Origin of the sequence: Bartonella sp. AP30XZML, assembly GCF_042195945.1 — a bacterium.
Lineage (GTDB): Bacteria > Pseudomonadota > Alphaproteobacteria > Rhizobiales > Rhizobiaceae > Bartonella.
Genome location: NZ_JBHIPJ010000021.1, coordinates 1 through 23,612 on the forward strand (window position 1 = coordinate 1; position 23,612 = coordinate 23,612).

Genomic DNA, 23,612 nt, shown 5'->3' on the forward strand with positions numbered 1-23,612 from the left:
AAACTTTTCACCACTCTATTGGATAGCAAAAGGAATCAATGAACTCATTAAATGGTTGCTTGGCGTTGATTTAATGGAAGCTGGTGCCAATCTCATTGGTAGCTTGTGGGAGGGTATCAAAAGCCAATGGGATGATCTGTATAACGGTTTTAGCAATATGATGAATAAATTAACCAGCTGGATGCCTAATTGGGTGAAAGAAAAGTTAGGCTTTAATGTTTCAATCAATAAGACTTCAACCCAAACTTTAAAAACCTTTACTGAAGAAACCAATGCACGGGCAAAAAAAATGCTGGATACAGCAGTGGTTACAAATACCCCAGCTGAAAAACGCAAGAGTGGTTTTAATACAAGTGTCGTTGAAACAGGACAAATGCAGGCAACAAATAAAGCGGGTGCCTTTAAAGCTCCAAAGCCTATTACGGTTCACAAACCCGTTGAAGTAGACGCCCGTGTAACCATTACAAATCTCAATATTTCAGTACCAAATGGTCTCAAAGACGAAATCAGAGACGCTGTCAATCAAGCACTTGAACGCTATGCAAAACAGCAACGCTTGGCTATAGCCTCTAGCCTTTCGGATTAAATACCATGATGTTAGCTTTAGGTGGTTTTATTTTTTCGATTGAAACAGCAGCTTATCAAACCCTCGATATGTCTTATGGTGTTCCATGGGTGGAGCAAGGGCGATTGGGGAGAAAGGCGGCTCTTCAATTGCCAGCTGTTGCAAATGCGGAGTTTTCTTTAGCGGGTGTGATTTATCCAGATTTCAAAGGTGGTCACAGACAGCTCGAATATTTACGACAAATAGCGCATATGGGACCTCACATTCTTGTGACCGGTCAAGGCAAAATCTTAGGTAAGTTTGTCATTCTTTCTGTAGAGGAAAAACAAAGCATTTTTCATCATAACGGCACCCCCAAAAAACAAGAATTTACAATAAAGTTGAGAGAATATGGTGAAGATCTATGAGTGACCTTTATATGACCAAAGATGGCGATATGGTAGATGCCATTTGCTGGAAATACTATGCCAAAGGTCAACAAGCACTTGCTGTTGAACGGGTCTATGCAGCGAATTTTGGACTTGCAGACTATGGACCCATTTTAAAAGCAGGCATCACGATACTCTTACCAACCCTCCCCTATCCGAAAGCCACACCAGTGATCAGAATTTGGGGCAGTCAATCATGAAACCTTTTTGCACAGTGATGGCAAATGGAGAGGACATCACAAGAATGCTCATGGATTATGTTTTATCAATTGAAATTACCGATGAAGCAGAAAACAAAAGTGATCGTATCACTATAGAGCTTGATGACCGCGCCCGTGACAGTGATAACGGCTTTCTTGATATTCCTCTTATCGGGACAGTTATTTCTGTCACACTTGGCTATGAAGGGGGCAAAAACCGCGATATGGGAGCCTATCTAATTGATGAAATCTCTGTAAGCAGCCCACCCCAAAGCTTAAGCGTGACAGGGCGCGCCGCCTCTATGAACACGTCTTACAGAACCCCCAAAAGCCAATCCTATCACCAACAAACCCTTGGCAGTATTGTTCAAGAGATAGCAGAGCGTAATGGCTATACACCAAAGGTTGATCCTTCTCTTGCAAAAATCGTTGTGCGTCATATTGATCAAACAGCTGAAAGTGATATGGCTTTTGCCGCACGCCTTGCAGAAGAATATGATGCGGTAGCAAAGCCCGTTGATGGCAAACTGGTGCTCGCCAAACGGGGTGAAGGCAAAGCCATCACCGGTGAAACACTCCCCATAGTTGTTATCCATGAAAAACATTGCACCTCTTGGGATTTTAAATACAGCGCACGGGATGAAGCAGGTGCAGCAAATGGCTTAGAAACGGATGTAGGAGACGACCAAAAAGCCGCTGCTGATGCACGAGAACCAGAAGAGATTGATGATGATGAAAACTTTATCCATATGGATGACAGTGATCAAGCAGCACCATCATCATCTGAATCGCAAAAAGCAGAAACAACACCTGAGAAAGAAGAGGAAGACAAAGAGAAAAAAGGCGGTGTTCTTGCAACCTATCATGATATCCGCAGTGGTGAAAAAAAAGAAGTCAAAGTTGGTAACCCACCGTTTCATGAACTCAAATACACCTACCATAATCAATCAGAGGCTGTTGCGGCCATTGCTGCTTATCGCAATAAATCATCACGCGGTAAGTCTTCTTTCTCATGTGATATCGGTGGTGATCCGTTTGTGCAAGCAGAAGCAAAGCTTGTTCAGGAGCCCCCTTTCCGCCCCTATATTCCAGCAGAATGGCGCATCAAGAGCGTTAAGCACAAACTTGATAAAACGGGTGGTTACACCACAAAAATAGAGTGCGAACTTTTTGATAAAGCGCAAGAAGATGCGGCTGGAAACGTTGCAAACACCACACCAGACAAGGATGATACCCTTGATCCAAACGCCCCACCAAACGCATGCGACGAAGGCGAAGGCGTTATCCATATGGACGAGGAAGGCATCAATTAGCAAAAATATCAAAAAATTATCAGAAGCAACTTGACAATGTGGCAACAATATGAATAATCGAATCAGGTGCCTCAAAAACACCTTAAATACACAGCGGGTGGGTTGCCGAACCAATCTCTTTTCCGCGCATTAAAGACTTTGACTTGTTATATGCTACATGCGTATAATGACATTGTCGGGTGTGGTTATGCTATACAATACCCTTTTGGGAAAAGCATAACGACGGACTGTGTACCGTGTTTTTGAGCACCCGGCACTCTTTTATTGAGTGTCAATCAAAAACGTCTAATTACACAGGAGTTCATTATGAACACTCTTATAGAAATTAAAGGAAGTGCTGCTAATGGTGCTACCATTCAGACTATGTCTAGCATTGAAATTGCGGTGGTATGTAGTAAGAAGCATAAAAATGTTATGCGAGACATTAAACAAATATTTAGCGAGCTCAAATTTGAGCCGGCTAAATTTTTAAGCAGTTATATTGATGAACAAGGAAAAACACGCCCTTGTTATAATTTACCCAAGCGTGAATGTTTAATTCTTGTTTCAGGTTACAGCACTGCCTTGCGAGCTAAAATTATAGACCGTTGGCAAGAATTGGAAAAACAAGTAGCAACACCACAGATAGCAACACCACAAGTTGATTATTCCAAACCCGAAGCATTACTTGGTGTTTTGAATCACTTACAAAGTAAAATTGAGCAGAAAGATCATGTTATTGCTGAGTTAGAGCCCAAAGCAAAAGCTTTGGAAGGCTTAAAACGTTCTGATGGTTTATTCGGTTTGATAGAAGCAGCGAAGATGCTTGAAGTGCGACCAAAGGATTTAACGGATTACTTTTATAAAAACATTACATTGCCACTTGACATTATGTCGACAATATGAATAATCGAATCAGGTGCCTAACAAACACCTTAAATGCATAGCGGATGGATTGCCGACACAATCTCTTCTCCGCACATTAAAGACTTTGACTCATTGTATGCGTGTGGCATATAATGACTTTGTCGGGTGTAGTTGCGCTATACAATACTCTCACGAGGAAAGCGTAACGACGGACTATGCACCGTGTTTGTTAGCGCCCGGCACTCTTTATGGAGTGTCATTAACAAACGTCTAACTGCATAGGAGTTCACATGAACACTCTTATAGAAATTAAAGAAGGTACCTCTAGTGGAGCTACCATTCAAACTATGTCTAGCATTGAAATTGCGGAGGTGTGTAGTAAGCAGCATAAGAATGTTATGCGCGATATCAAGCAAATATTTAACGAGCTCAAATTTGAGCCGGTTGATTTTATCGGCACTTACGTTGATGCAAAAGGTGAAAGCCGCCCTTGTTATAACTTACCTAAGCGTGAATGTTTAATTCTTGTTTCGGGTTACAGCACTGCTTTACGAGCAAAGATTATTGACCGCTGGCAAGAATTGGAAAGACAAGTAGCAACACCACAAGTTGATTATTCCAAACCCGAAGCATTACTTGGTGTTTTGAATCACTTACAAAGTCAAATTGAGCAGAAAGATCATGTTATTGCCGAATTGACTCCAAAAGCAGAAGCTTTAGAAGGTCTAAAACGCTCTGATGGTCTGTTTGGTCTTATTGAAGCAGCAAAGATGTTGGAGGTACGACCAAAAGATTTAACCGATTACTTGCGTAAACATGATTGGGTCTATCGACGGGCTCCAGGGGCGCCTCTGTTACCTTATCAGGATAAAATCAAGAAAGGCTTTATGGATTGCCCTGCTATCACCATTCAAAGACCAGATGGTACAGAAAAGGTACTCCCTTCAACAAAAATTACCTCCAGAGGATTGGCATGTTTGAGAGAGCAAATTCATGGAGGTGTACAATGAAGATAGATACCAACTTCTTATGCGATTTATGGATAGCATTATCTCAATTTTCTAATGATGAAAATGTGAGCGACAAAGATTGTAGTGCTCTGGTTCAAACTATGAATGCAATAGAAAAGGTTTTGATTTTAAAACTTCAAGATGACGTACCCAATATTACAAAAATCTTGGCAATTTTGACAGATTTTGGAGCTTCCGAACCGCCACATAGCATGGATTCTTTGTTGCGCGCTTATGAACCAAATTTCGAGAGCCCTATTAAAAAGGTTGCTTAAGTTCAAAAACAGAAGTCCCCTCCCCGTTCTCAAAAATGGGGAGGGGATTAAGAGGCTTCTTCTAAAGCTGTTTGCTCTTTACTATTCTTTTGGATAGGCGTTAAACTCATTTGTAAATCTAATGCACTTAACACACTAAGAAAAGTAGAAAGGCGTGGATCACCTTTATCGCTTAAAGAACGATAAAGAGACTCGCGATTTAGTCCTGTCTCTTGAGAAACAGTTGTCATTCCTTGTTTACGCGCAATAATACCTAATACATGTGCAATATAGCCACTATTTTTGGTTTCTAAAGCATCATCTAATAAGATCTTAAAGTCTTCAGGTGTATTAAAATATTCACTTACATCAAATTTAGTAATTTCCATGTTTCATTTCCTTTACTAATTGAAGGGCTTTTTCGATATCTTTTTGTTGTGTGGATTTATCACCAGCATTTAATAACAAAATGATTTGTTTCCCTTGTTTTACAAAATAAATCCTATAGCCTGGTCCATAATTTATTTTTAGTTCACCAATGCCACGGAAATATTTCACGTCTCCTAGAAGCCCATATTCAAGGCGGAAAATACGTGCAGCAATTTTCTTTTGCACTTGTTTGTCTTTTAACGAGTCTAACCACTCTGTAAAATAGTGTGTTTTTTTAACAATAAACATTTGTAGTTTATATGCTACATAATAGATAATGTCAAATACATTCTTTTGTTCCAATGAACAAGCTACATAGGTTTTAACAAGCCATCCTTTCAAATAGGAAAAATATCAATTTTTTAATCCAGCTCTGCTTTTTGCGGAGCTTTTTTTATGGAGAAGCATATGCGAAAAATATCATCAGAAGGACTTGCACTTATCAAACAATGGGAAGGTTTGCGTTTGAACGCCTATAAAGATGCCATTGGGATGTGGACAATCGGTTATGGACATACAAACAGTGCTGGAAAGCCTTTTATTTACGAAGGCATGACAATCACTGAAAAGCAAGCAGAAGAACTTCTTTGCCAAGATTTAAGACAATTTGAAAATGTCGTTGAACGCGCTGTTACAGTTTCATTAACAGATGAACAATTCGCGGCGTTAGTGTCGTTTTGCTATAATGTAGGAACAGGAGCCTTTTGTAACTCGACACTGTTAAAAAAGCTCAATCAAGGTGAATATGAAGCTGTCCCTGCCGAGCTACAGAAATGGACCAAAGCAGGCGGGAAGCGTCTTGAAGGTCTCGCACACCGGCGTGCAGCAGAAGCAGGCTTATGGGCAAAAGGGGCTTATGTTTCCTCCAATTATCAAACAGTAGAAACGCAAGCACCAACAGGGCTTTTCAAAGCCGAAGCCCTTGCACCGATTATTGGTTCTTTTTCTGGGCTTGGAGGCTTATTAGCAGGAAATGGACCAATCCAATGGGCTTTGGCCACCATTATGATTTTAGCCGCATGTGCTGGTATTTTCTTTGTTGCTAAACGCTTTCAGGAGCATCGTCTATGATCTTATGGATGAAAAGAAATCTGATGATAACAGGCGCGGCTTTAGTCGCTTTTTTTATTGCATTAGCAAGAGCTTTTACTCTTGGGAAAAAAGCAGAGCAACAAAAGCAAACAGAAAAAGCTTTAAAAGCAGCCAAAACACGTCTGGAGGTGGAAAGTGAAGTTAATCAAAAAAGTGATGCTGATGTGCGTGCTGCTCTCTCTGACTGGTTGCGCGACAAATAAATATGCTTCTTCTTGTGTTGGCTGGTTGCCAATTTATTTAGATAAGCAAGATCTGAACGCCATCAGTTCAAACTTAGCAAGAGAGATCTTAAAGCACAATAATCTAGGTGAACGCGTGTGTGGGTGGAAACATGGCTAGAAAAAAAACACAAGACGATACAGAACTTACAGAAGCAGAAAAAGAAATCCTCCAAGAAATCATCATGACCTACAAAAGTGTAAAAGTGATGTCTCGTTATACAAAATGGATTGTACTCATTATACTCTTATTAGCACTTGATTTTTCACGTATTATGGATGCGTTTGTAAGTATTTTTACACAAAAACCAAATATCCGACTCTAAACATACTCTGAGACGCGCGAAATTCTTTAGAAAATGGTTTCTTAATTTTACTCGTCTCATGGATGCGATAGACAATATCTTCGCCCATTTAAAATAGTGGTTCTCAAAGAATTCAAAAAATTATTAGAGAATGTTGGAGGAAAAAGATGAGTTTTGTAACGGTATGTTGGAAAATCCTATTCCCGAACTTTTGTTAACGCTCCCGAACCTTTAAAAAGATTACAAAGAATCAATACGTTATACATAGGAGAAAATTGGATGGCGGAGAGGAAGAGATTCGAACTCTCGAGAGCCTTTTGAGCCCTACTCCCTTAGCAGGGGAGCGCCTTCGACCACTCGGCCACCTCTCCAACAGAGAGGCATAAATGGTATCAACAGAAAGTTCAAGACATTTTCAATTTTTTTCCCAAATATCTGAAATTTTTTTCCTTTATTGTTCCCATAGGGACCAATAGTTAATAAAACAAAAATTGTGTCTTTTTTACCACAGCATCTCGAATAGTACATGTATATATTACCAAAAGGTAATTTCATATTTGAAACTCTAAAAAGATTAGTTATAGCTAAGATAACAAGTGCTGCGTATTTTACTTATGTCTTTGCCCTTAATGCATTAGGCAAATGGTACTCTTTAGAAAAAATTTAACCGGACCTCGGAGATCCCATATGAATATTAAATCCCTCTTTTTAAGCTCTACAGCAGCTTTTTTAGCAATTTCTGGAGCACATGCTGCTTCAACAGTTATCGCCGAACCCGAACCTATAGAATATATTCGCGTTTGTGATGCCTATGGAAAAGGATATTTTTATATCCCTGGAACAGAAACCTGCATGCGTTTATCAGGAAATGTTCGTACTGATTTTATAGGAGGTGATAATATCGATGCAACAACCGAAACTGAACTAAGAGACAAAAGAAAAACCTATGGCGCATCATCACGGCTCACCCTTGTTTTTCAAGCAGCTTCTGAAACAGAAATGGGAACACTTCGTTCATATGCAAGAATTTATTCAAGCTGGGGTGATGGTAATGATAAAGCTGGTGCAAGGCTTGCAGCAGCTTACATTGAACTGGGTGGTTTTCGCGTAGGTCTTGATGATACAATTTTCAACAGTTGGACTGGTGGTTATGGAAATGTTCTCAATGATGACAGCATAGCACCTGCCGGCACAACACGCACTAATTTTATTTCCTACACCTTTAATGGTGACTCCGGCTTTTCTGCTATTATCGGCGCTGAATTAGGCAATAATGCAGATACTCTTCCAGGAACAGCAGGATACTACATTGATAAAGATGATAAGCTTGTTTCTATCACGAATGATACTCTTCCAAGTAAAGCAATTAAAAATTACACCCCGAATGTGGTTTTGGGTATAAAGTTTATGCAAAAATGGGGTGGTTTTTCAGCGGTTGCAGCATATGATACTTACTACAAAAAGTGGGCTGGAAAAGTACGTGCAGATTTCAATGTCAACGATCGTTTCAATCTATGGGTAATGGCTGGCTATAAAAATGGACTTGATTACTACACAGTAAATACAAAAAATGAATTATCACGAAAAAGCACAACAATTTATGCAAACTGGGGTGGTAAATGGGCTGCTTGGGCGGGTGCCACTTACAAGCTTACTCCAAAAGCAAATTTGAATGCTCAAGTTTCTTATAGTGCTGTAAAAACCTTTGCAACTTCTGTAAATATTACATACACGCTGGTTCCAGGATTTGTGATTACACCTGAATTAACCTATGTTTCTTGGAACGATGATCGCGTTGTGACGGATAAAAATAATGATGAAAAACATTTATTCAATAAGAAAAGTGCTTTTCAAGGTATGATCCGTTTACAGCGTTCATTCTAATCCTATTTAAGCTACAGCTTTTAAAAACTGGCAACATGGTTTGCCAGTTTTTATTTTTGAAATCAAATATCATGAATATCTTTTCCTGATACGTATTGTCTTGTCTCTCGGAAAAAACCAACTTAGTTTCATAAAACTACTCTTAAGATTAACCTGATATGCTTGATAAGAGCACCTCACACGGGCTTTTACACATCATTTCAAACACAATCTCTTCCTTGCCCTTTAAAGCATGAATAACCCCCATTGCTTTATGCCTAAATTGATTTTTCTTAGTAATTTATACCTAACCTTTGCAATTTAGGTCATGAACTTCTCTGGTCAATTCTATACTGAACAGATAAAATATTGAAAAAACAAGACATCATTGTGTTTTTGATATGCCTGAATGTGTCTTCTATCAACACTCTAAAACACAATGTTTTATAACACTGCTTCATTAAAAAACTTAATCATCAAGAAACATGTTGTCAAAACGATGCAAACATCTCCTAAAGCAATAAAAGAGAAAAGAGATATATCTTCAAAAAAATGAATTGACCTCTTCCCCTTCTAAAGAATAGCCCCCCTATCAGTAGCAATCTGTAAATGCCCCTATTTTCTTGAATCTGCATCACTTTGATTTATAATGATCAATTTATAATTTTGCATGTTTCAATCAACCAAAACCATTCACTTGTACACGACGAGTGGAGAGAGCCGTGTGAATAAAAACGAGTAAAGAAAACCCTTTTATGTATCGTTTTAAGTTCCAAGGGTTGTAGTAACATTGAGATCTAACAAAGTGTACGATAGTGCTAGGCACTTTTATTAAGCATCAAAATGAGGATACACTTCATAGAGGATTTTAGATTATATTCTCGATGAACGTCGCTGTAAAATATATGTTGTGATACACACTAAAAGACATTTCTTTAAAACAAGCATGAAATATACAATACAAGTCCATTTTATTTGAGGCGTTTCATCCTGCGTAAGGCACATGTCATCATATACGCAACATCTTGGCTTTATGCGTTTTTAAAGGAAGAAAAATATAAGACAAAGAAACAATAAAATTTAATCTCTGCAAATCATAGAGCTTTCAGAGTTATGTTTCCATAAAACGCCTTATACCGTATAGAGGATTTTTTACACGATTAATGCCCTTTTTACATAAAGCCAATTGGCAAAAAGCAGCCTTTCCTGATAATAAAAAGGCTTACACGTAATCATAAGCCATATTTTCAATTAAAACGCATTGAATTCACGGAAAATACTTATCAACCAATGCATAAAGAATTGCTGCTGTTTCAACATCTAGAATCCCATCATAATTTTCTTGACGAAAATGAAGTTGAAATGCTCGGATCAAATCTTTGTATCCTGTTTGGGTACACGCAGCAGAAATGTCATATCCATAACATTTTAGCTTCGCCAAAACATCTTCTTTGGGTGGCAAATTCTTAGAGAATTGCTCTTGATAATGACTTTTTAGTTCATCATCATACCATGCTCCTATACCTGCGCTATAAAGTTCTCTCCATGGAAAAGCTGCTCCTGGATCACTTTTTCTTCCAATGGCAATATCACTATGTCCCACCACATCAGTTGGCATAATATCGGGATACCGTTGAAGAATATTCAAGGCAAGTTCCTTAACAGCATCAATTTGTATTGGATTGTAAGGAGGAAACATACCCCTCCCATCATGATAAGTCGCTAAATTAACGATTTCAATTCCGATAGATGCATCATTGAGATGACTATGCCCAGCCCATGAACTCACACCCGCATGCCATGCGCGCTCATTTTCATCAACCAGATTAAAAATACGCATATCCTTAAAGCCTGCCTCACGATATGTCTGCTCTGAAGGATCAGGAACAAGATAGTGTGCACTAACCTTTTCTCCTGTAAGCGCCATAATCGAGGCTTTAAAATCAATAGCCGTATAATGCATAACGAGAAAATGAACGCGACGACTAAAACTCTTGACAGAACGATAACTGTTGTAATCAATCTGATACATAAAAGCCCTTTCTTTTTTGCTTAAAAAATCACTGCGCATCACAACAGATAGAATACGAACTGTTAAAAAATGCAATAAACTTCCCATCTAGGTACTAAGAATTACGACTAAAATTTGTTCATCAAAAATATTGACACTCTTATCAACAATTAAGACCACATTTTTATTTTTCTCCCACACACGCATAAAATGTTTTTAACCACATTAAATATTTTCCCCAAAAAAATTCCTACAAATTACCAATCAAAAAGAAAACAAAAGCGTAAAATGATCACTCCTTAAATCTTCACGTCTTACAGAAAAAATAGTTCGTCCTGTTATCAAATTGAAAAATATCGCCCCTCGGAAGCGAATACCCAACGATCATGCAATCACACAAAAACTTAAAGGAAAAATTTTATGAGCTCTTTACAGCAATTTATTATCAGATAACGGAACGGGACATGTTCACAATAAAACTCTTCACGGACATATTGTTCAATAAAATTTGCAAAGCTTTCCTGTAAATGACACGACTTCTTGTCTTTTCACACCATCGCTTTTTGATTTACAAAGAATCTCAATTATCTACAACGCTTGAGACACACGAAGTCTCTGGATTCCTTGTTATCAGCGCTATGGAAGATAACATACTGATTTATAATCATAATTAATCATTATAAATATTGAATGTAGCGAGCCTAATATCGTAAAGTTTTTCTTAATTTTGAATCAATCAAAGTCATTCATTTACACATCAAAAGAAAAATTAACCTATAGACAAAAACCACTGAAGAAAAGGATCAAAATACTTCTTATAATAGAACGTTCAATAATTTGAGCAATATTGTTACATCCCCACAGAGTTTCATTTTTTCTTCTTCGTTTTCAAATATCTTTTTAAGACAGCCCAAGCTGCATATTCTTGTAAGACGACACCTAAAAGTGGTCGCGTATAGGGAAAAGTTATACGATCATCACCATAACCTTTCATCCGTATAGTCATGGTAGCATGTCCAAGGCTTTCTGCTTGATTTTCTAATGTCTCCAAAGAAGGCTCTAGGCTCACTTCAACCTCAAGCTTTGGAATATCTTTTGCACCTTTTTCTATGGGTTGAAAATATTTTAAAAGCCGCGGATCATTGGCAGATCAATGAACCTCTGCATGCATCGCTAATTGTTTACAAGCAGTAGTAACTTCTGCCCCAACCAAATGGGGGTAAAAATGATTTTCAAATTCTTCCACGAAATGTTGTTCCAAGGGCGCTTCTGATTGAGCAACCAGTTGCACCAAAACATAGGGGCTTTTCCATAAAAAATGCCGTTCAAAGGATTCATTTTCAAGATGATCATCACCCCACTGCGCAATGGTACTTTCATCAATTCCAATCAAAGTCCATGCATACTCCGCACGCGATACAGAAAAATATTTCTTCTCGTTGTGTTCTAAATAATTCTCTAAAAGCGCAAGAGCCTGTGATGGTGGACCAGGCAAAACAACAAGCGTACTTCCATCGCAAGAGAGATAAAACCCTGGTGCTGTGCCTGTAGGATTATCAAGCACGGTTGCTGTCTCCGGAAACAATGCTTGACGCGCATTACTCTTATCCGCCGTAATCCCTAATCGTTGTAATTGACCTTTTATTATTTGCCAAACATCTTCATGATGTACCAAAGGCTGCTTTACAGCTTGAGCAACTCCATCGCGTGTTTTATCATCTGATGTTGGTCCCAATTCCCCACTTATAATGATAAGATCTTCTTGTCCAAGACAAGAAACAACAGTCTCACTGATTTGCTGTAATTGATCAGCACAAACAAAATGACGTGTGACTTGAATATTTCTCTTGTTCAAGCTTTGGCTTAAATCTTGTAAATTCGTATTCAAATATTGTCCTGAAAGGAGTTCATCACCAACAGTGATAATCGCCGCACGACAAACAAAGACAGGATTCACAAGAGAATTGCGAACAGCTTCAGCCATTTGACGGGTAGAGGCTACACCTCCAAGATCATAGGTAACGGTTTTTCCAGCACGAATAACTTGATCAACACTCTCAGACAGTTGTTTTGCTGCATCTTTAAAGCCTAAATGCTCTAAGAGTAAAGCCATGGTATAAAGCATCGCAGAAGGATTTGTTTTATTTTGTCCAGCAATACGTGGTGCGCTTCCATGAACAGGTTCAAAACAAGCAATCTCGCTCCCCACATTCACATGAGGTGCAAACCCCAATCCTCCCATTATCCCAGAGCCAAGATCAGAGAGAATATTGCCAAACATGTTTTCAGCAACAATCACACCAAACTGCTCTGGCTTGGTTGCAATCCACAAAGCAACCGCATCAACATTATGAATATCTGATTCAATTTCCGGATAGTTTTGCGCAATTTTCTCAAAAATTTCCTGAGCAAACTGACCACTCTCTCGCAGAACATTAGGCTTATCAGCAAAAGTAACTCGCCTAAAGCTATATTTCCTTGCATAAGAAAAAGCATATTCAAATAACCGTTCTAAACCAAAGCGTGTCTGCAAACGGACTGTCCACGCAGCTTCTTCAAGCCCATATTTTGTCAAATTTGGATGTTTTAGCCAAACGGCTGTTTCAGGAGAAATACCCCGAAAATCCAATCCAGCATAAAGGCCTTCACTATTTTCTCTGATAACACAAAAATGAAAAGGACGTTGGGGACCAAAGATGTATCTTACAGGACGTATATTCGCAAACAAACCTAACTTTTGGCAAAGTTGAAGTATGGGAGAAACATAGGCAAGTTTTTTCTCTTTTAAATGCGGAGCAAGTTCTTTTAAAGCCGCTTCTTTTCCTTTACTGGTCACAGCACCAAGTAAAATAGCATCACTCTGAGTAATTTTTTGCCAAGTCGCTTGAGGAATAGGATCTCCTTCCTGTTTCCAACATTCAAAACCAATATCACCATAAGTCAATTCAATCGGCAATTGGAATTGCTCTAAAACCATCAGCGCAGTATCACAAACCTCTGGTCCTATCCCATCACCAGGTAATACAAGAACTTTCTTTTTCATAATCCCTCCAGCCACTCATCAATGACTGCATCCGTCATAGTAGGATTATCCTCCCACAAACGCGTACCAGCACCAGAGATAATCTTATATTCATGGTTCAGATTATGACTTTTTGTCTGATTATCTACCGTTGCAAGTTGCGACTTTTCTCCCACTAAAGCTAAAAACTTTCCCTTATACTTAACTATTTCATCTCTAGCATCTATTTCTAATAAGAGTTTAAACCCTCTTGTCATGCGTTCAATTGCCACGCTTTTTTGTTCATCAGGAATCTCCAATAAGGCTCTTTTTTTCATAACGCCAGAAGGATGCATAAAACCATTGAGTATTTCCAAAGCCCCCGATAAATCATTGTTTTCTAAGGAGGCAAGAATATCTCCAAGGCGCCGTTGCAAAACCTTATCTGGATAGCCAGGCGCATTCACAGCAAGCACAGCTTGAACATTGGGAAGCTGTACTGCCAATATTTGTACCAATGTTCCAGCCATAGAAAATCCCACAAGAACTGCGGGCTCTTTAAAATAGCTTTTAAGTTTTTCTGCCATAAAAGATAAAATGTCTACAGCAGAATAATTGAGAACATGAGAACCCTTAGGAAAAAGAGAAAGCGTATCCAGCAGAGTGACAGGGAATCCTTTTGATAAGCATAGTTTTGTCAATGGAGAACAAAAAACACCACCATCCCAAATTGGCATTACAGGAGAAAGAATAATAATAGGAAGGCTCATTGATCAATTCCTCCCCTTATTTTTACACATGCATTAGAGCCAGAACTTTTCCTACCCAATATAATGAAAATATGTTGAAACTCTAAGCTCATATTCTCCCCCCATAATAATCGATTTGTTAAACTCAAACTAAGCTTGTAACAAATTTTAAACCCACTCAATCCAGCAACTTAATAAAAAAAATTCATCTAATGTACAGGTGCCCCATTTGTGTAAAACATCAAAAGCATTTCCGCATAATGCTTTCTTTTTATCATTTACTCAGCTTATTTCTGAAGTCATAAAATGACGCGCTTTTTGAATATAAATGATAAAACCAATCATACAACACACAGCTAACAAAGTTGCCATAGCCCGTGGGCTATGACCAGAGATTTTTCCGATAACCGCTGCACTGAGTGCCGCACTTCCTAATTGCAAAGATCCCATAACACCAGAAGCCGCTCCCGCAGCTTTCGGATGCGATGAAATAGCCAACGCTGTTCCTAACGGCAATAAAAAACCATTTCCAAAAGTAAGAACAGCAATAGCCATAAAACTTGTCACAAGGGGCCATGGGCTTAGATACATTTGCAAAGCAAACAGCACACCACCTATCACAAAAATAATGTACCCTCTCCCCACAGTTTTTTCCATAGACTCGCGTTCAAAAAACCATCGCGCCAAAAGATTTCCCAAAATATAGGGAAACGAGACACCAATATAGCTATAACTAATGTGTATCGGCGATAACCCCAAAGTCGTGAGTAAAAAAGGCGACTCCACAATATAAGCAAAATAGGCAGCGTAAGAAAAACACGGAATAAGTGCATAAAAAATAAATTGTTTATTTCTGAAAACGCCTAAATATGCCTTCATTAATCCTACAGGAGAAAAATACTGCCGTTTTTGAGGGGGTAGAGTTTCGCTTAGCACAAAACAACATAGCAAAATGGTCAAAAATATAAAAAAGCTTAAAAAGATAAAAGTTGCCTGCCAATGAAAAGCTTGTATCAAAAGTCCACCAATGAAAGGTGCAAATGCTGGCGACATTCCAATAAAAGGGAAAACAATCAAATAAAGTTTTCCAGCCGCTTTTTTATCCAACAAATCATTGATAATTGCACGACTTAAGACAAGTCCCGCACAAGCACCAAGACCTTGCAAAAAACGTAACACAAGAAAAGCGTGAATATGAACCGTATAAATCACACCAAGTGTCGTAAATAACCACAAGAATAAGCCCAATAGAAGTGTTTTTTTACGCCCCAAATTATCACTCAGCGGCCCATAAATGAGCTGTCCAAGTGCCAATGCCAACAAAAAAACCGCCACTGCACTTTGAATTTGAGATTGTGTCACTTGATAATATTGACGCATATCGCCCAGTGCCGGTAAAAAAATATCGGTAGAAATCAAACCTCCCGTCGATAAACATACGATAAGTATAATGAATGGTAATGTATATTTATGTTTCATCAGGAAAGTCACATTTCTTAAATTTAAAAATATTTAAATTTTACGTTTATAGAAAAATAATAATTTATATTTATAAATATAAAGCTATTTTAACTTTATCCACAGCGAATAAAATAATCAATTTTCTTTATTCTTTTACTTTATTCGAGAATAATTCATCTTGTTGAGACATAAATCCAGTGTATGATGCGCACGCACACACTCAACACGTAAATAACCACTTAGTTCTTCACTTTATAATTAATTTTAAAGCATAGCAAATCGCAATTTTAAAACTATACGCAAAAGAAGCTAAAAGATCAAACCTCTCCTTCAGAGATATATTTCCCAATCCGAAATAGCGCATTTTGTTGTATTCATGTTGCCCTATATTCATCAGCTTTTTTCATTGATATCATCAACAAAAACGCTTCCAAACTCTATCGCTCTCCATGACAACAACATCACTCTTCCGACAACATCTTTTATCAGAATTGGTTTACAACGCTCAAAGAAAAAAGAAGCCACAAACTCCCTTTCCTCAAAACTCCCCACACAAATATTATTGTAACAATACAGCATATAACAATGCCTCATGGAGAAGTCTTTATCAACACAAATAGTTGAGCAAATAAACTTAATAGCCCACTAATATCATAAAGCAAATTGTGCTTCTATCTCGCTCTAAAATCTAAATTCATCTTGTCCATTTTGTTAGAATTTCATTCTACATAGCCAGCACAAAGTTTATTGCCTAAGCTATTGACAAACATGATATAATAAAAATTTGACGAATCATTCTGCATCTAATGTAGAAAGCAAGGAGAAGCTATTAATGAATATAACAGAACGAGCCACGTACCAATTACTTGGACCTATTAAAGTGGAAGGAAAGACATACACAGAAATCACCTTACGCCGCCCGAAATTTAAAGACTTAAAAGCAATACAGAGCAAAGAAGGTGACGAGCAATCAATTGAAATGATCGCATGTCTTTCAGGGTGGTCCTATAATGCCATCAGTAAACTTGGTGTTCGTGATTTTTTAAACATTAAAGACATTTACGGGACTTTAATAAAAAAAGTATTAAAAAAACTTGATAAAATGAATACAATCATAAAAATCCCATCCCTAAAAATCCTATCCTTAGAAACTCAATTTTCTAAACATCTCAAAAACTTTATAAACAAAGTAAATGCACCCATAAAAAGCATAATGGATGAATGTATTTTAATCGACAGTAAACCCGAAAAACGCACAAGTAACCTTTATACAAATACATTTGAAACAGAATCCATGACAACTGCAAATGCAAAAGTGAAAACCTGTAGCACCTATGAACCGATTACAGTTCATAATCCCTACGTCATAAAGGTGGAACGCATGACCTTTACAAAATGCACTTTCTTAATACAAGATGGTCCATCGAACCAAATTTATCTCTCAAATCAAAGTGCTCTTACATCGTATAAAAAAACTGCGGGCGAAACTAAAAAACAACCTTTGGAGAGAATCTCGAAACTTTTGGACATTGTCTCAAAACTTTTCAACTTTCCTCTCTGGTTTTGGGAGTTTTTACTCAAAGAACTTAGAAAAGTTTTCTAGCATTGTTTTGATATAGAGCAATAAGAGAAGGAAAAACAGCTTAGAATACTAATGTTTCTTCCTTCTCTTTTATCTCTCATAGCTTTTTGAATTGAATACTTTTGATATTTATTTTGAATAATTGAAGCATTCTTTTAATTATAAGTACAATATAAAAAAATAAAATTTTAGAAGACGTGCTGTTTTTACAAAAAAATGAATAATAAAATAAAGACTCCAGAATTTTACTTTTTACCTTCAAACACAATCAATGATGGAAAAGCGTTTACAAAGTTTTCCTCAGGCAGTATCCAGGACATTACTTGAAAGAAAAGCATTAAGAGAGCTTACTTTTAAGCTAAGGGGGAAAGATTAAACTTCACAACGACATTCAATCTTTTAAACATTGCAGTACAGAACGGGAAAAAAGAGCCATTCCTTTATTCCTCATAGACCGTTTATCCCCCCATCAACTAAAATTCTCGATAAACTGGTATTATCAGTTCTAGACTGGAGTCATGTAAGAAGAATTTTAAGTTAATGATCACCGTCTTGTTTTCGATGTTTTCTGTCCTTTTTGGCGCATATCTATTCACTTTTGGAACATAATTTGCAAAAAGGCATTGTATCTCCAGCATATTCAAGGAGATAAAACATGGAAACTCGCATTCCTGAAAACACACCATTCGATACAAATTTTTTAGGAGAAACATCTCTAGAAGAAAAGTATTCATTCTTTCACACACACATTTCATAGTCCGCAATCTTTGCGGGACTGGTGACGGCTCTTGCCACCTCAATCTGCCTCTCTTTTCTGGTCGCAGCTTTAGGCTTAAGCCAAATGGATTTCACTTCTTCATCCCCATTTGAAGGCTCTTTCCTCTCCTTTGGCGTGGGTTCCGTTATCGTTACACTGATTAGCCTAGCCTTGGGAGGCTTTGTAGCTGGACGTTTTGCTGAATCATCAGGGATTCTTCATGGCTTTCTCACTTGGGCTCTCATAACATTGCTGATGACCCTCCAAGCCATCCACGTGGTTTCTAGTACAGCAAAGATAGGAGCTAAAACGGCTTTAGAAAACAGCTCCATGGTCCAACAAACCGTTGACAGCCTAAAAAACAATATTTCCCCTATACTTGCAAAATTAAACAGTGAAAGTCTTGAACAGTTTTTTGCAAAAAATAGTGACAATGATATCAATTTTGACCAACTTAGGAGTGAATTGCGCACCCTTCTCAATAAAAGCGACATTCCTGCTCTCAACCCTGATCGCTTAAAACAAACCTATCAAGCTGCACTCAATGATATTGGTTCTGCGATAAAAGCTTTCAAAAATGATCCTTCTCACTATCGCACCACTTTAAAAAATCTTGGTGAGCGCCTGTCTGATCGTGTAGAAGATCTCACAACAAAATTTGATCGAAGTGATATCATCAACGCGCTTATGAAGGATGGCATGACCCGTGCGGATGCACAAACAGCAGCCAACCATGCTGTTCAACTCTATCAAAGCGCAGAGGAAAAAACCGAAAAAGCCATCAAAGCCCTTGAAGAACAGGCAGAAACACTCTCAGACAATCTTGAGGATACGATCAAGGCAGCAAAAAACACTGCAACTAAAGCCACAAAAACAGCCTCCAATATGGGGTGGTGGGGCTTTTTAGGAAGTCTGGTAGGCGCCATTATTTCCAGTGTTTTTGGCTATTATGGTTATAGAAGCCGTAAGGACACTTTCATGCTTTAAAACTTCTACCTCTAAAGCAAATACATAAAAAGCTGCACGCATAGTGCAGCTTTTTTTGTAAATTCTTCTTAATTACTCTAAAATTCAGCCCTCTTATTTAAAATGCTCTTTGCAATCAACATTGTATTTGACAAAAATAAAATCCATGCTAAGGTGAAACGAGTGGTTATCAGTGATTTTTTTTATCAACTATAAGGGGGGAAATATATGAATATTTCACTTAATAAAGTAAAAAATGTTATTGAATTGGCTGCTGATGAAGTTGTGCCAACTGCAATGCTTACTAAGTATGCACAGCGTAACGATATTCAAATTTATCAAAGTGAGCTTGATGAGCTTAATATGAATGATTCGCTGGAAGTTTAATGATGTATTGTTGATGCAAATCTGCTTATCCATCCATCTTTAAAAATTAAGCTTATTTAAGTGCATGTTTCAGTTATTTTCAGAGGGCTTTTCTCAAAAAATTTGGGCTAAGCAAGCAGCTGAATTGTCAATTTCGTACATCCCTTTCAATGAAAGGGATGTTTTGAATGCTTTAAGACAATACGCTCTACATCCTCATAAACTCTTAGCTCTTAATCCTAAATCCGAAGTAGTAACAGTGGTTAATGGAGTGCGGAGTCCACGTCCTCTTTCAAACTTTCTTGTTTTAGATACGGATAGAACTATAGAAGAATATACTGCCCGCGTTGACCAATATGCCGAAGGACAAGAATGGGCGGTCATGTATTATGGATTATACGCTGCAACCCCTGTTCTATGGGATGTGGCAAAACAGTTTTCAGATCAATTAGCTCATTCTTTAGGTTTTAGTCCTGGTGGGCGCGTGGATATTGACTGCTTCATCGGTCGATATTCCTCCACCCATGTTGGGATACATGTGGATCACGCTCATAATTTTGGTTTTACTCTACAGGATGGCAAAACAATGTTTGCATGGCCCAGTACACGAGAAGACCTCCAAGGGCTAAAATATCCTGAATATGAAGCGCATAAATTAACAGCAATTGCGCTGCAAAACCGTACAGACCGTGTTGCCTACTTTCCCCATGATGCTTTCCACGTTGCTGAAACTGGAAAAAATATCGCGGCAAATATCAATATTGCTTTTTGGGAAACAGCACACGATGCACAACATCATAAAAATTATGTCACGCATTTACTCCATCTTGATGATCGAACGCGACATGATATCCGCGCATCAGGAAGAGCAAATTTAAACCCTGATAATGCTTTTCAACACTCTGCACTAAACTCCGCCATCGCAAATGGTACCTTAAAACGCCATATGCTGGTTTCTCAATTAATTTGTGATACAAGTTCACGTTTATGTGTCAAGCGCCCCCTTATTGACGTCTCTGAGATTGAAAATGAAATCACTCTTCGCGCATCTGCAACCCTCCAATGGGTGCCCTTACTAGAAACAAAAGAACTCCTCATCGCAGCAAATGGGCATTGCGCCAGTTTTGAGTATAGCTCTCATCTAGAACATTTCCTTTCTCAACTTTCATCAGGAAAAAAATTAGATCTAGCAAAATTAAATGATAAACCACATGACACAGCACAGAAGGAAATTTTAAAAGCTGTAAAAGCTTTAGCATGTTGGGGAGCATTGTGACAAAGAAAAAATCCATGATTTTTACCCAAATGGGACTTTTCCTTGTTTTGGGCTTTAGCAGCTTTGCCGATGAAACAGCACAAGTTACATTTGCTCTACACTTAGCAGAAAGCACAGCATCTATTTCAATGCTGCTGTTTGCAGGGCTTGTCGGGGCAATTTGTGCCGGACCAATTGCACCACGCCTCTTGCATCGCTTCCAACCAGCGCGAACAGTACCCATTGTTTTATTGTTTGAAGCACTCTTTATAGCCACAGCTGCAATCGCCAACCAATTTTGGGTTTATATTGCCCTTTCTTTTGCACTAGGGTGTGCTGGTTCACTCTTTTGGTCTGCTATCCTTGTTGCTGTACCTGACTTCGCAAAAAATGATCGGCAATTAGACCATATCAACCGCATTATCCAAACAGTCCGTAATCTTGGCTACATTGCAGGACCACTGTTAGGAGGTGTGCTATATGGTCTCTCAAACGGGCAAAAAGGGCTCTTTGCACTATCTATCATGGTTCTCTGTGCAACCTTTATCACTCTCTTCTGTTTTAAAAGTTTAAACATACATATGCCAACAACCACAACACAGCAAGCCAAAAAGGGACTAGATTTAAGAGGGCTCTTGCGTAAAAAAAATGTTGTCTATACTCTTTCTCCCCTCATCATCACCATCATCCTTACCTCTGCTCTCAACGTCTTATCGATTGTCCGCATTCGTACCGATCTCAACTTAAGCGCTGAAACCTATGGGGTAATCACAAGCATGATAAGTCTAGGCCTCGTGGTTGGTCCACTCTGTTTCTCCAGCCTTTTTCATCGCTTTGGCAATGCCGCTGGTGCATCACTGGCTGCCACAACCATTGGCTTAGCAATTTTCTGCTTTTCTCTCACACACATTGTATGGTTAATGATGCTGTCATTTTTCATCCTTGGGGGTGCAAACGGCGTACAAAATGCTCTAATGGCAAGTTTTATGATGAAAGCCATTCAGAAAGAACACCGAAACAACCAAATGCCCGCCTATATCTTCATCATACAAACAGCGGTGTGCCTTGGCTTTCTAGGAGCTGGTTTTGTAAAAGTGCATCACACCCAATACACACTATTTATCATTGGCATTGCCACCATGATCGCAGGCCTATTAGGCTTTACGTTAAACCGCGCTATGCAAAAAAAGGAATGGGATAATGCCTAGCAAACTTTGCTCTCTTTTCTCTCGAAAAAAACCATGCCCAAAAATGGCATAAAAATCATCACCTAATCAAATTATTGTATCTCCCATGCAACCCCATACCAAGCAATGTGATTTTGATAAACCATTCTCGTGTGGAGGAACAAACAACCCCAGCAAACAACCATTGCCAAAACTTGATATTTCAAAGCAGAAGAAAACAGTTTAACATCATGCAACAAGACCCTATAGGCTTAAACTTTTACAATAGAACAGGTGGTTATGTATGGCAACTGGCAGACTATATGCTACATGACTTGAATGAAAGCATCCACACACTTGAATTGCAAAAACCAACACCACCTATAGCCATCAATTCTTTCGCTGTCTACCCACGTGAACTCAATCCTTTATCACGCGTTCAATGGGCAAAGGACGTACAGATAACGAGAAACAAACCAGCACTCATTGGCAAACGGCAAATACAACCCATCACCATTGTTTCTACAAAAGGAGCGACATTTGGCGGATTCGACTTTCCCATATTTGAAGCACTTCGTGAAGGCTGCCTTGTCCAATCCTTAAAAGAAATCAAACTCAATGGTACTCTTCTTGCCTCTGGAAGTCTTTTGATATCACTGCTACGACACGGTCTCATCGAAACAGATCAAAAAGCCTTTTCAGAAAATGATGCAACAGCTCTTTTACGAGAGACAACATGTCGTATCATCGATTCTCCTCTTGGCACTCTTGCCATTAATCAACTTTACAAGGCATTGATTTATAATAATAATTCACTGTTCTGTATGTTGAATGAGAGTCTCGAATATCGTAAGAGTCTCTCATTTCAAAGCTGTTTATCTTGAATCAATCAAAACCACTCATTTGCACATAACAAGTGGGATGAGTGTGTGGATCAAATTTGTATAAGAAAGGATTTAAAAATGGCTCTTATGAACCGTCTTAATGCAAGATCTGTCGCAACATTGGGGGCTGGCAAATATAATGATGGTGCCGGCTTGTTACTTCATAAGCGTAAAGATGGAGGTGCTCAATGGATTTACCGTTTTACCATTCATGGGCGGCGCCGTGAAATGGGCTTGGGTGCTTTAAGAGATGTTTCTTTAAAACAAGCCCGTGAATTGGCAAATCAATGGCGCTCTGTTTTACGTGAAGGGCGTGATCCTATTAAAGAACGTGAGAAACAAAAGCGTGAAGCAATAAGCAATCTCCATTATTTAAAAGACATTGCTGTAGATGCTTTTGAAAGTCGGAAAGCTGAATTAAAAAATGATGGTAAGAATGGAAGTTGGTTTTTACCATTACGCCTTCATATTCTCCCCAAATTAGGCTGTCTGCCCGTTTCTGAGATTACCCAAACAGAGATACGCAATACACTTGCCCCTATTTGGCATACAAAAGCTGGAACTGCTTATAGAGCTCTTAATCGTCTTCATCTTTGTCTCAAACATGCGGCTGCATTAGGTTTGGATGTCGATTTACAGGCAACAGAAAAAGCACGCGCTCTCTTAGGTAAACAACGCCATAAAATAAAAAACTTACCTGCAATGGATTGGAGAGATGTGCCGGCTTTTTATAAAACACTTTGTCAAAAAATAACTATGACACAATTGGCTTTGCGTTTGCTTATTCTGACAGGCGTTCGCACAAATCCTTTACGTCATATTCATAAAGACCAGATTGATGGGGATATATGGACTATTCCTGCTGAAAATATGAAAGGAAAGCGTGAT

Annotated in this window: 20 protein-coding genes, 1 tRNA gene and 4 pseudogenes; 18 read left to right on the forward strand and 7 right to left on the reverse strand. The window is 38.5% G+C overall.

Going from position 1 to position 23,612, the window contains the following annotated elements:
* From ACFIL2_RS01070 to ACFIL2_RS01100, 7 genes and pseudogenes are all read left to right on the forward strand, one after another.
* Nucleotides 1-586 (forward strand): annotated as a pseudogene (locus ACFIL2_RS01070) (phage tail protein); the annotation flags it as partial.
* A 5-nt stretch (nucleotides 587-591) separates the two neighbouring features.
* Nucleotides 592-972, forward strand: a complete 381-nt coding sequence (locus ACFIL2_RS01075; RefSeq protein WP_273724327.1) for a phage tail protein — start codon at nucleotides 592-594, stop codon at nucleotides 970-972.
* Nucleotides 969-1,193 (forward strand): tail protein X, encoded by a 225-nt coding sequence (locus ACFIL2_RS01080; RefSeq protein WP_375680049.1) that lies wholly within the window; start codon nucleotides 969-971, stop codon nucleotides 1,191-1,193. The genes ACFIL2_RS01075 and ACFIL2_RS01080 overlap by 4 nt, the downstream gene beginning before the upstream one ends.
* Nucleotides 1,190-2,506 (forward strand): contractile injection system protein, VgrG/Pvc8 family, encoded by a 1,317-nt coding sequence (locus ACFIL2_RS01085; protein WP_375681668.1) that lies wholly within the window; start codon nucleotides 1,190-1,192, stop codon nucleotides 2,504-2,506. The genes ACFIL2_RS01080 and ACFIL2_RS01085 overlap by 4 nt, the downstream gene beginning before the upstream one ends.
* Before the next feature lie 306 nt (nucleotides 2,507-2,812).
* A pseudogene (locus tag ACFIL2_RS01090) lies at nucleotides 2,813-3,355 on the forward strand (Rha family transcriptional regulator); the annotation flags it as partial.
* A gap of 287 nt (nucleotides 3,356-3,642) precedes the next feature.
* Nucleotides 3,643-4,362, forward strand: a complete 720-nt coding sequence (locus ACFIL2_RS01095) for a phage antirepressor KilAC domain-containing protein (RefSeq protein WP_375677054.1) — start codon at nucleotides 3,643-3,645, stop codon at nucleotides 4,360-4,362.
* The gene (locus ACFIL2_RS01100; protein ID WP_375677055.1) at nucleotides 4,359-4,637 is read left to right on the forward strand and encodes a hypothetical protein; all 279 of its coding nucleotides are present in this window, start codon (nucleotides 4,359-4,361) and stop codon (nucleotides 4,635-4,637) included. The genes ACFIL2_RS01095 and ACFIL2_RS01100 overlap by 4 nt, the downstream gene beginning before the upstream one ends.
* A 47-nt stretch (nucleotides 4,638-4,684) precedes the next feature.
* Here the strand turns inward: ACFIL2_RS01100 and ACFIL2_RS01105 are convergent, their stop codons facing one another.
* Nucleotides 4,685-5,005: an addiction module antidote protein gene (locus tag ACFIL2_RS01105; RefSeq protein WP_012231054.1), complete on the reverse strand. Its 321-nt coding sequence runs from the start codon at nucleotides 5,003-5,005 to the stop codon at nucleotides 4,685-4,687.
* Entirely contained in the window at nucleotides 4,992-5,294 is a 303-nt protein-coding gene (locus ACFIL2_RS01110) for a type II toxin-antitoxin system RelE/ParE family toxin (protein ID WP_006589072.1), read from the reverse strand. Before ACFIL2_RS01110 ends, ACFIL2_RS01105 begins: the two co-directional genes overlap by 14 nt.
* Before the next feature lie 159 nt (nucleotides 5,295-5,453).
* Here ACFIL2_RS01110 and ACFIL2_RS01115 point away from each other — a divergent pair, with 159 nt between their 5' ends.
* The 3 genes from ACFIL2_RS01115 to ACFIL2_RS01125 all read left to right on the forward strand — a co-directional run bounded on the left by ACFIL2_RS01115 (nucleotide 5,454) and on the right by ACFIL2_RS01125 (nucleotide 6,684).
* A complete protein-coding gene (locus ACFIL2_RS01115) occupies nucleotides 5,454-6,116 on the forward strand; it encodes a lysozyme (protein WP_375681669.1) in 663 nt (220 codons plus the stop codon).
* Nucleotides 6,113-6,340, forward strand: coding sequence for a hypothetical protein (locus ACFIL2_RS01120; protein ID WP_375628344.1), 228 nt, complete (start codon nucleotides 6,113-6,115; stop codon nucleotides 6,338-6,340). Before ACFIL2_RS01115 ends, ACFIL2_RS01120 begins: the two co-directional genes overlap by 4 nt.
* Nucleotides 6,341-6,471: 131 nt before the next feature.
* Nucleotides 6,472-6,684, forward strand: a complete 213-nt coding sequence (locus ACFIL2_RS01125; protein WP_375620805.1) for a hypothetical protein — start codon at nucleotides 6,472-6,474, stop codon at nucleotides 6,682-6,684.
* Nucleotides 6,685-6,943: 259 nt separating this feature from the next.
* Here ACFIL2_RS01125 and ACFIL2_RS01130 read toward each other — a convergent pair.
* Nucleotides 6,944-7,034: transfer RNA gene (locus tag ACFIL2_RS01130), tRNA-Ser, on the reverse strand.
* A 316-nt stretch (nucleotides 7,035-7,350) separates the two neighbouring features.
* Between ACFIL2_RS01130 and ACFIL2_RS01135 the strand changes: the two genes are divergently transcribed.
* Complete coding sequence (locus ACFIL2_RS01135) at nucleotides 7,351-8,547, forward strand: porin (protein ID WP_375680661.1); 1,197 nt, start codon at nucleotides 7,351-7,353, stop codon at nucleotides 8,545-8,547.
* A gap of 1,246 nt (nucleotides 8,548-9,793) precedes the next feature.
* Here the strand turns inward: ACFIL2_RS01135 and ACFIL2_RS01140 are convergent.
* The 4 genes and pseudogenes from ACFIL2_RS01140 to ACFIL2_RS01155 all read right to left on the reverse strand — a co-directional run bounded on the left by ACFIL2_RS01140 (nucleotide 9,794) and on the right by ACFIL2_RS01155 (nucleotide 15,766).
* The gene (locus ACFIL2_RS01140) at nucleotides 9,794-10,558 is read right to left on the reverse strand and encodes an N-acetylmuramoyl-L-alanine amidase (protein WP_375678651.1); all 765 of its coding nucleotides are present in this window, start codon (nucleotides 10,556-10,558) and stop codon (nucleotides 9,794-9,796) included.
* 847 nt (nucleotides 10,559-11,405) lie between these two features.
* Nucleotides 11,406-13,580, reverse strand: a pseudogene (locus ACFIL2_RS01145) (isocitrate/isopropylmalate family dehydrogenase).
* Complete coding sequence (locus tag ACFIL2_RS01150) at nucleotides 13,577-14,308, reverse strand: alpha/beta fold hydrolase (protein WP_375680660.1); 732 nt, start codon at nucleotides 14,306-14,308, stop codon at nucleotides 13,577-13,579. Before ACFIL2_RS01150 ends, ACFIL2_RS01145 begins: the two are co-directional and overlap by 4 nt.
* 261 nt (nucleotides 14,309-14,569) lie before the next feature.
* Nucleotides 14,570-15,766 (reverse strand): multidrug effflux MFS transporter, encoded by a 1,197-nt coding sequence (locus tag ACFIL2_RS01155; RefSeq protein WP_375680659.1) that lies wholly within the window; start codon nucleotides 15,764-15,766, stop codon nucleotides 14,570-14,572.
* 814 nt (nucleotides 15,767-16,580) lie between these two features.
* Here ACFIL2_RS01155 and ACFIL2_RS01160 point away from each other — a divergent pair.
* From ACFIL2_RS01160 to ACFIL2_RS01190, 7 genes and pseudogenes are all read left to right on the forward strand, one after another.
* Complete coding sequence (locus tag ACFIL2_RS01160) at nucleotides 16,581-17,351, forward strand: phage tail assembly protein (RefSeq protein ID WP_375680658.1); 771 nt, start codon at nucleotides 16,581-16,583, stop codon at nucleotides 17,349-17,351.
* A gap of 634 nt (nucleotides 17,352-17,985) precedes the next feature.
* Nucleotides 17,986-19,074 (forward strand): annotated as a pseudogene (locus tag ACFIL2_RS01165) (DUF3792 domain-containing protein).
* A 207-nt stretch (nucleotides 19,075-19,281) separates the two neighbouring features.
* Entirely contained in the window at nucleotides 19,282-19,440 is a 159-nt protein-coding gene (locus ACFIL2_RS01170) for a hypothetical protein (RefSeq protein ID WP_375618735.1), read from the forward strand.
* A gap of 64 nt (nucleotides 19,441-19,504) precedes the next feature.
* Nucleotides 19,505-20,695, forward strand: a complete 1,191-nt coding sequence (locus ACFIL2_RS01175) for a hypothetical protein (RefSeq protein WP_375633267.1) — start codon at nucleotides 19,505-19,507, stop codon at nucleotides 20,693-20,695.
* Nucleotides 20,692-21,882 carry an MFS transporter gene (locus ACFIL2_RS01180; protein ID WP_375680349.1) on the forward strand — a complete coding sequence of 397 codons (1,191 nt, stop codon included), beginning with the start codon at nucleotides 20,692-20,694 and terminating at the stop codon, nucleotides 21,880-21,882. Before ACFIL2_RS01175 ends, ACFIL2_RS01180 begins: the two co-directional genes overlap by 4 nt.
* 113 nt (nucleotides 21,883-21,995) lie before the next feature.
* On the forward strand, nucleotides 21,996-22,724 hold the full coding sequence (locus ACFIL2_RS01185) for a hypothetical protein (protein ID WP_375681670.1): 729 nt from the start codon (nucleotides 21,996-21,998) through the stop codon (nucleotides 22,722-22,724).
* Nucleotides 22,725-22,802: 78 nt separating this feature from the next.
* A partial coding sequence (locus ACFIL2_RS01190; protein ID WP_375680350.1) for a tyrosine-type recombinase/integrase occupies nucleotides 22,803-23,612 on the forward strand: 810 nt, incomplete at its 3' end.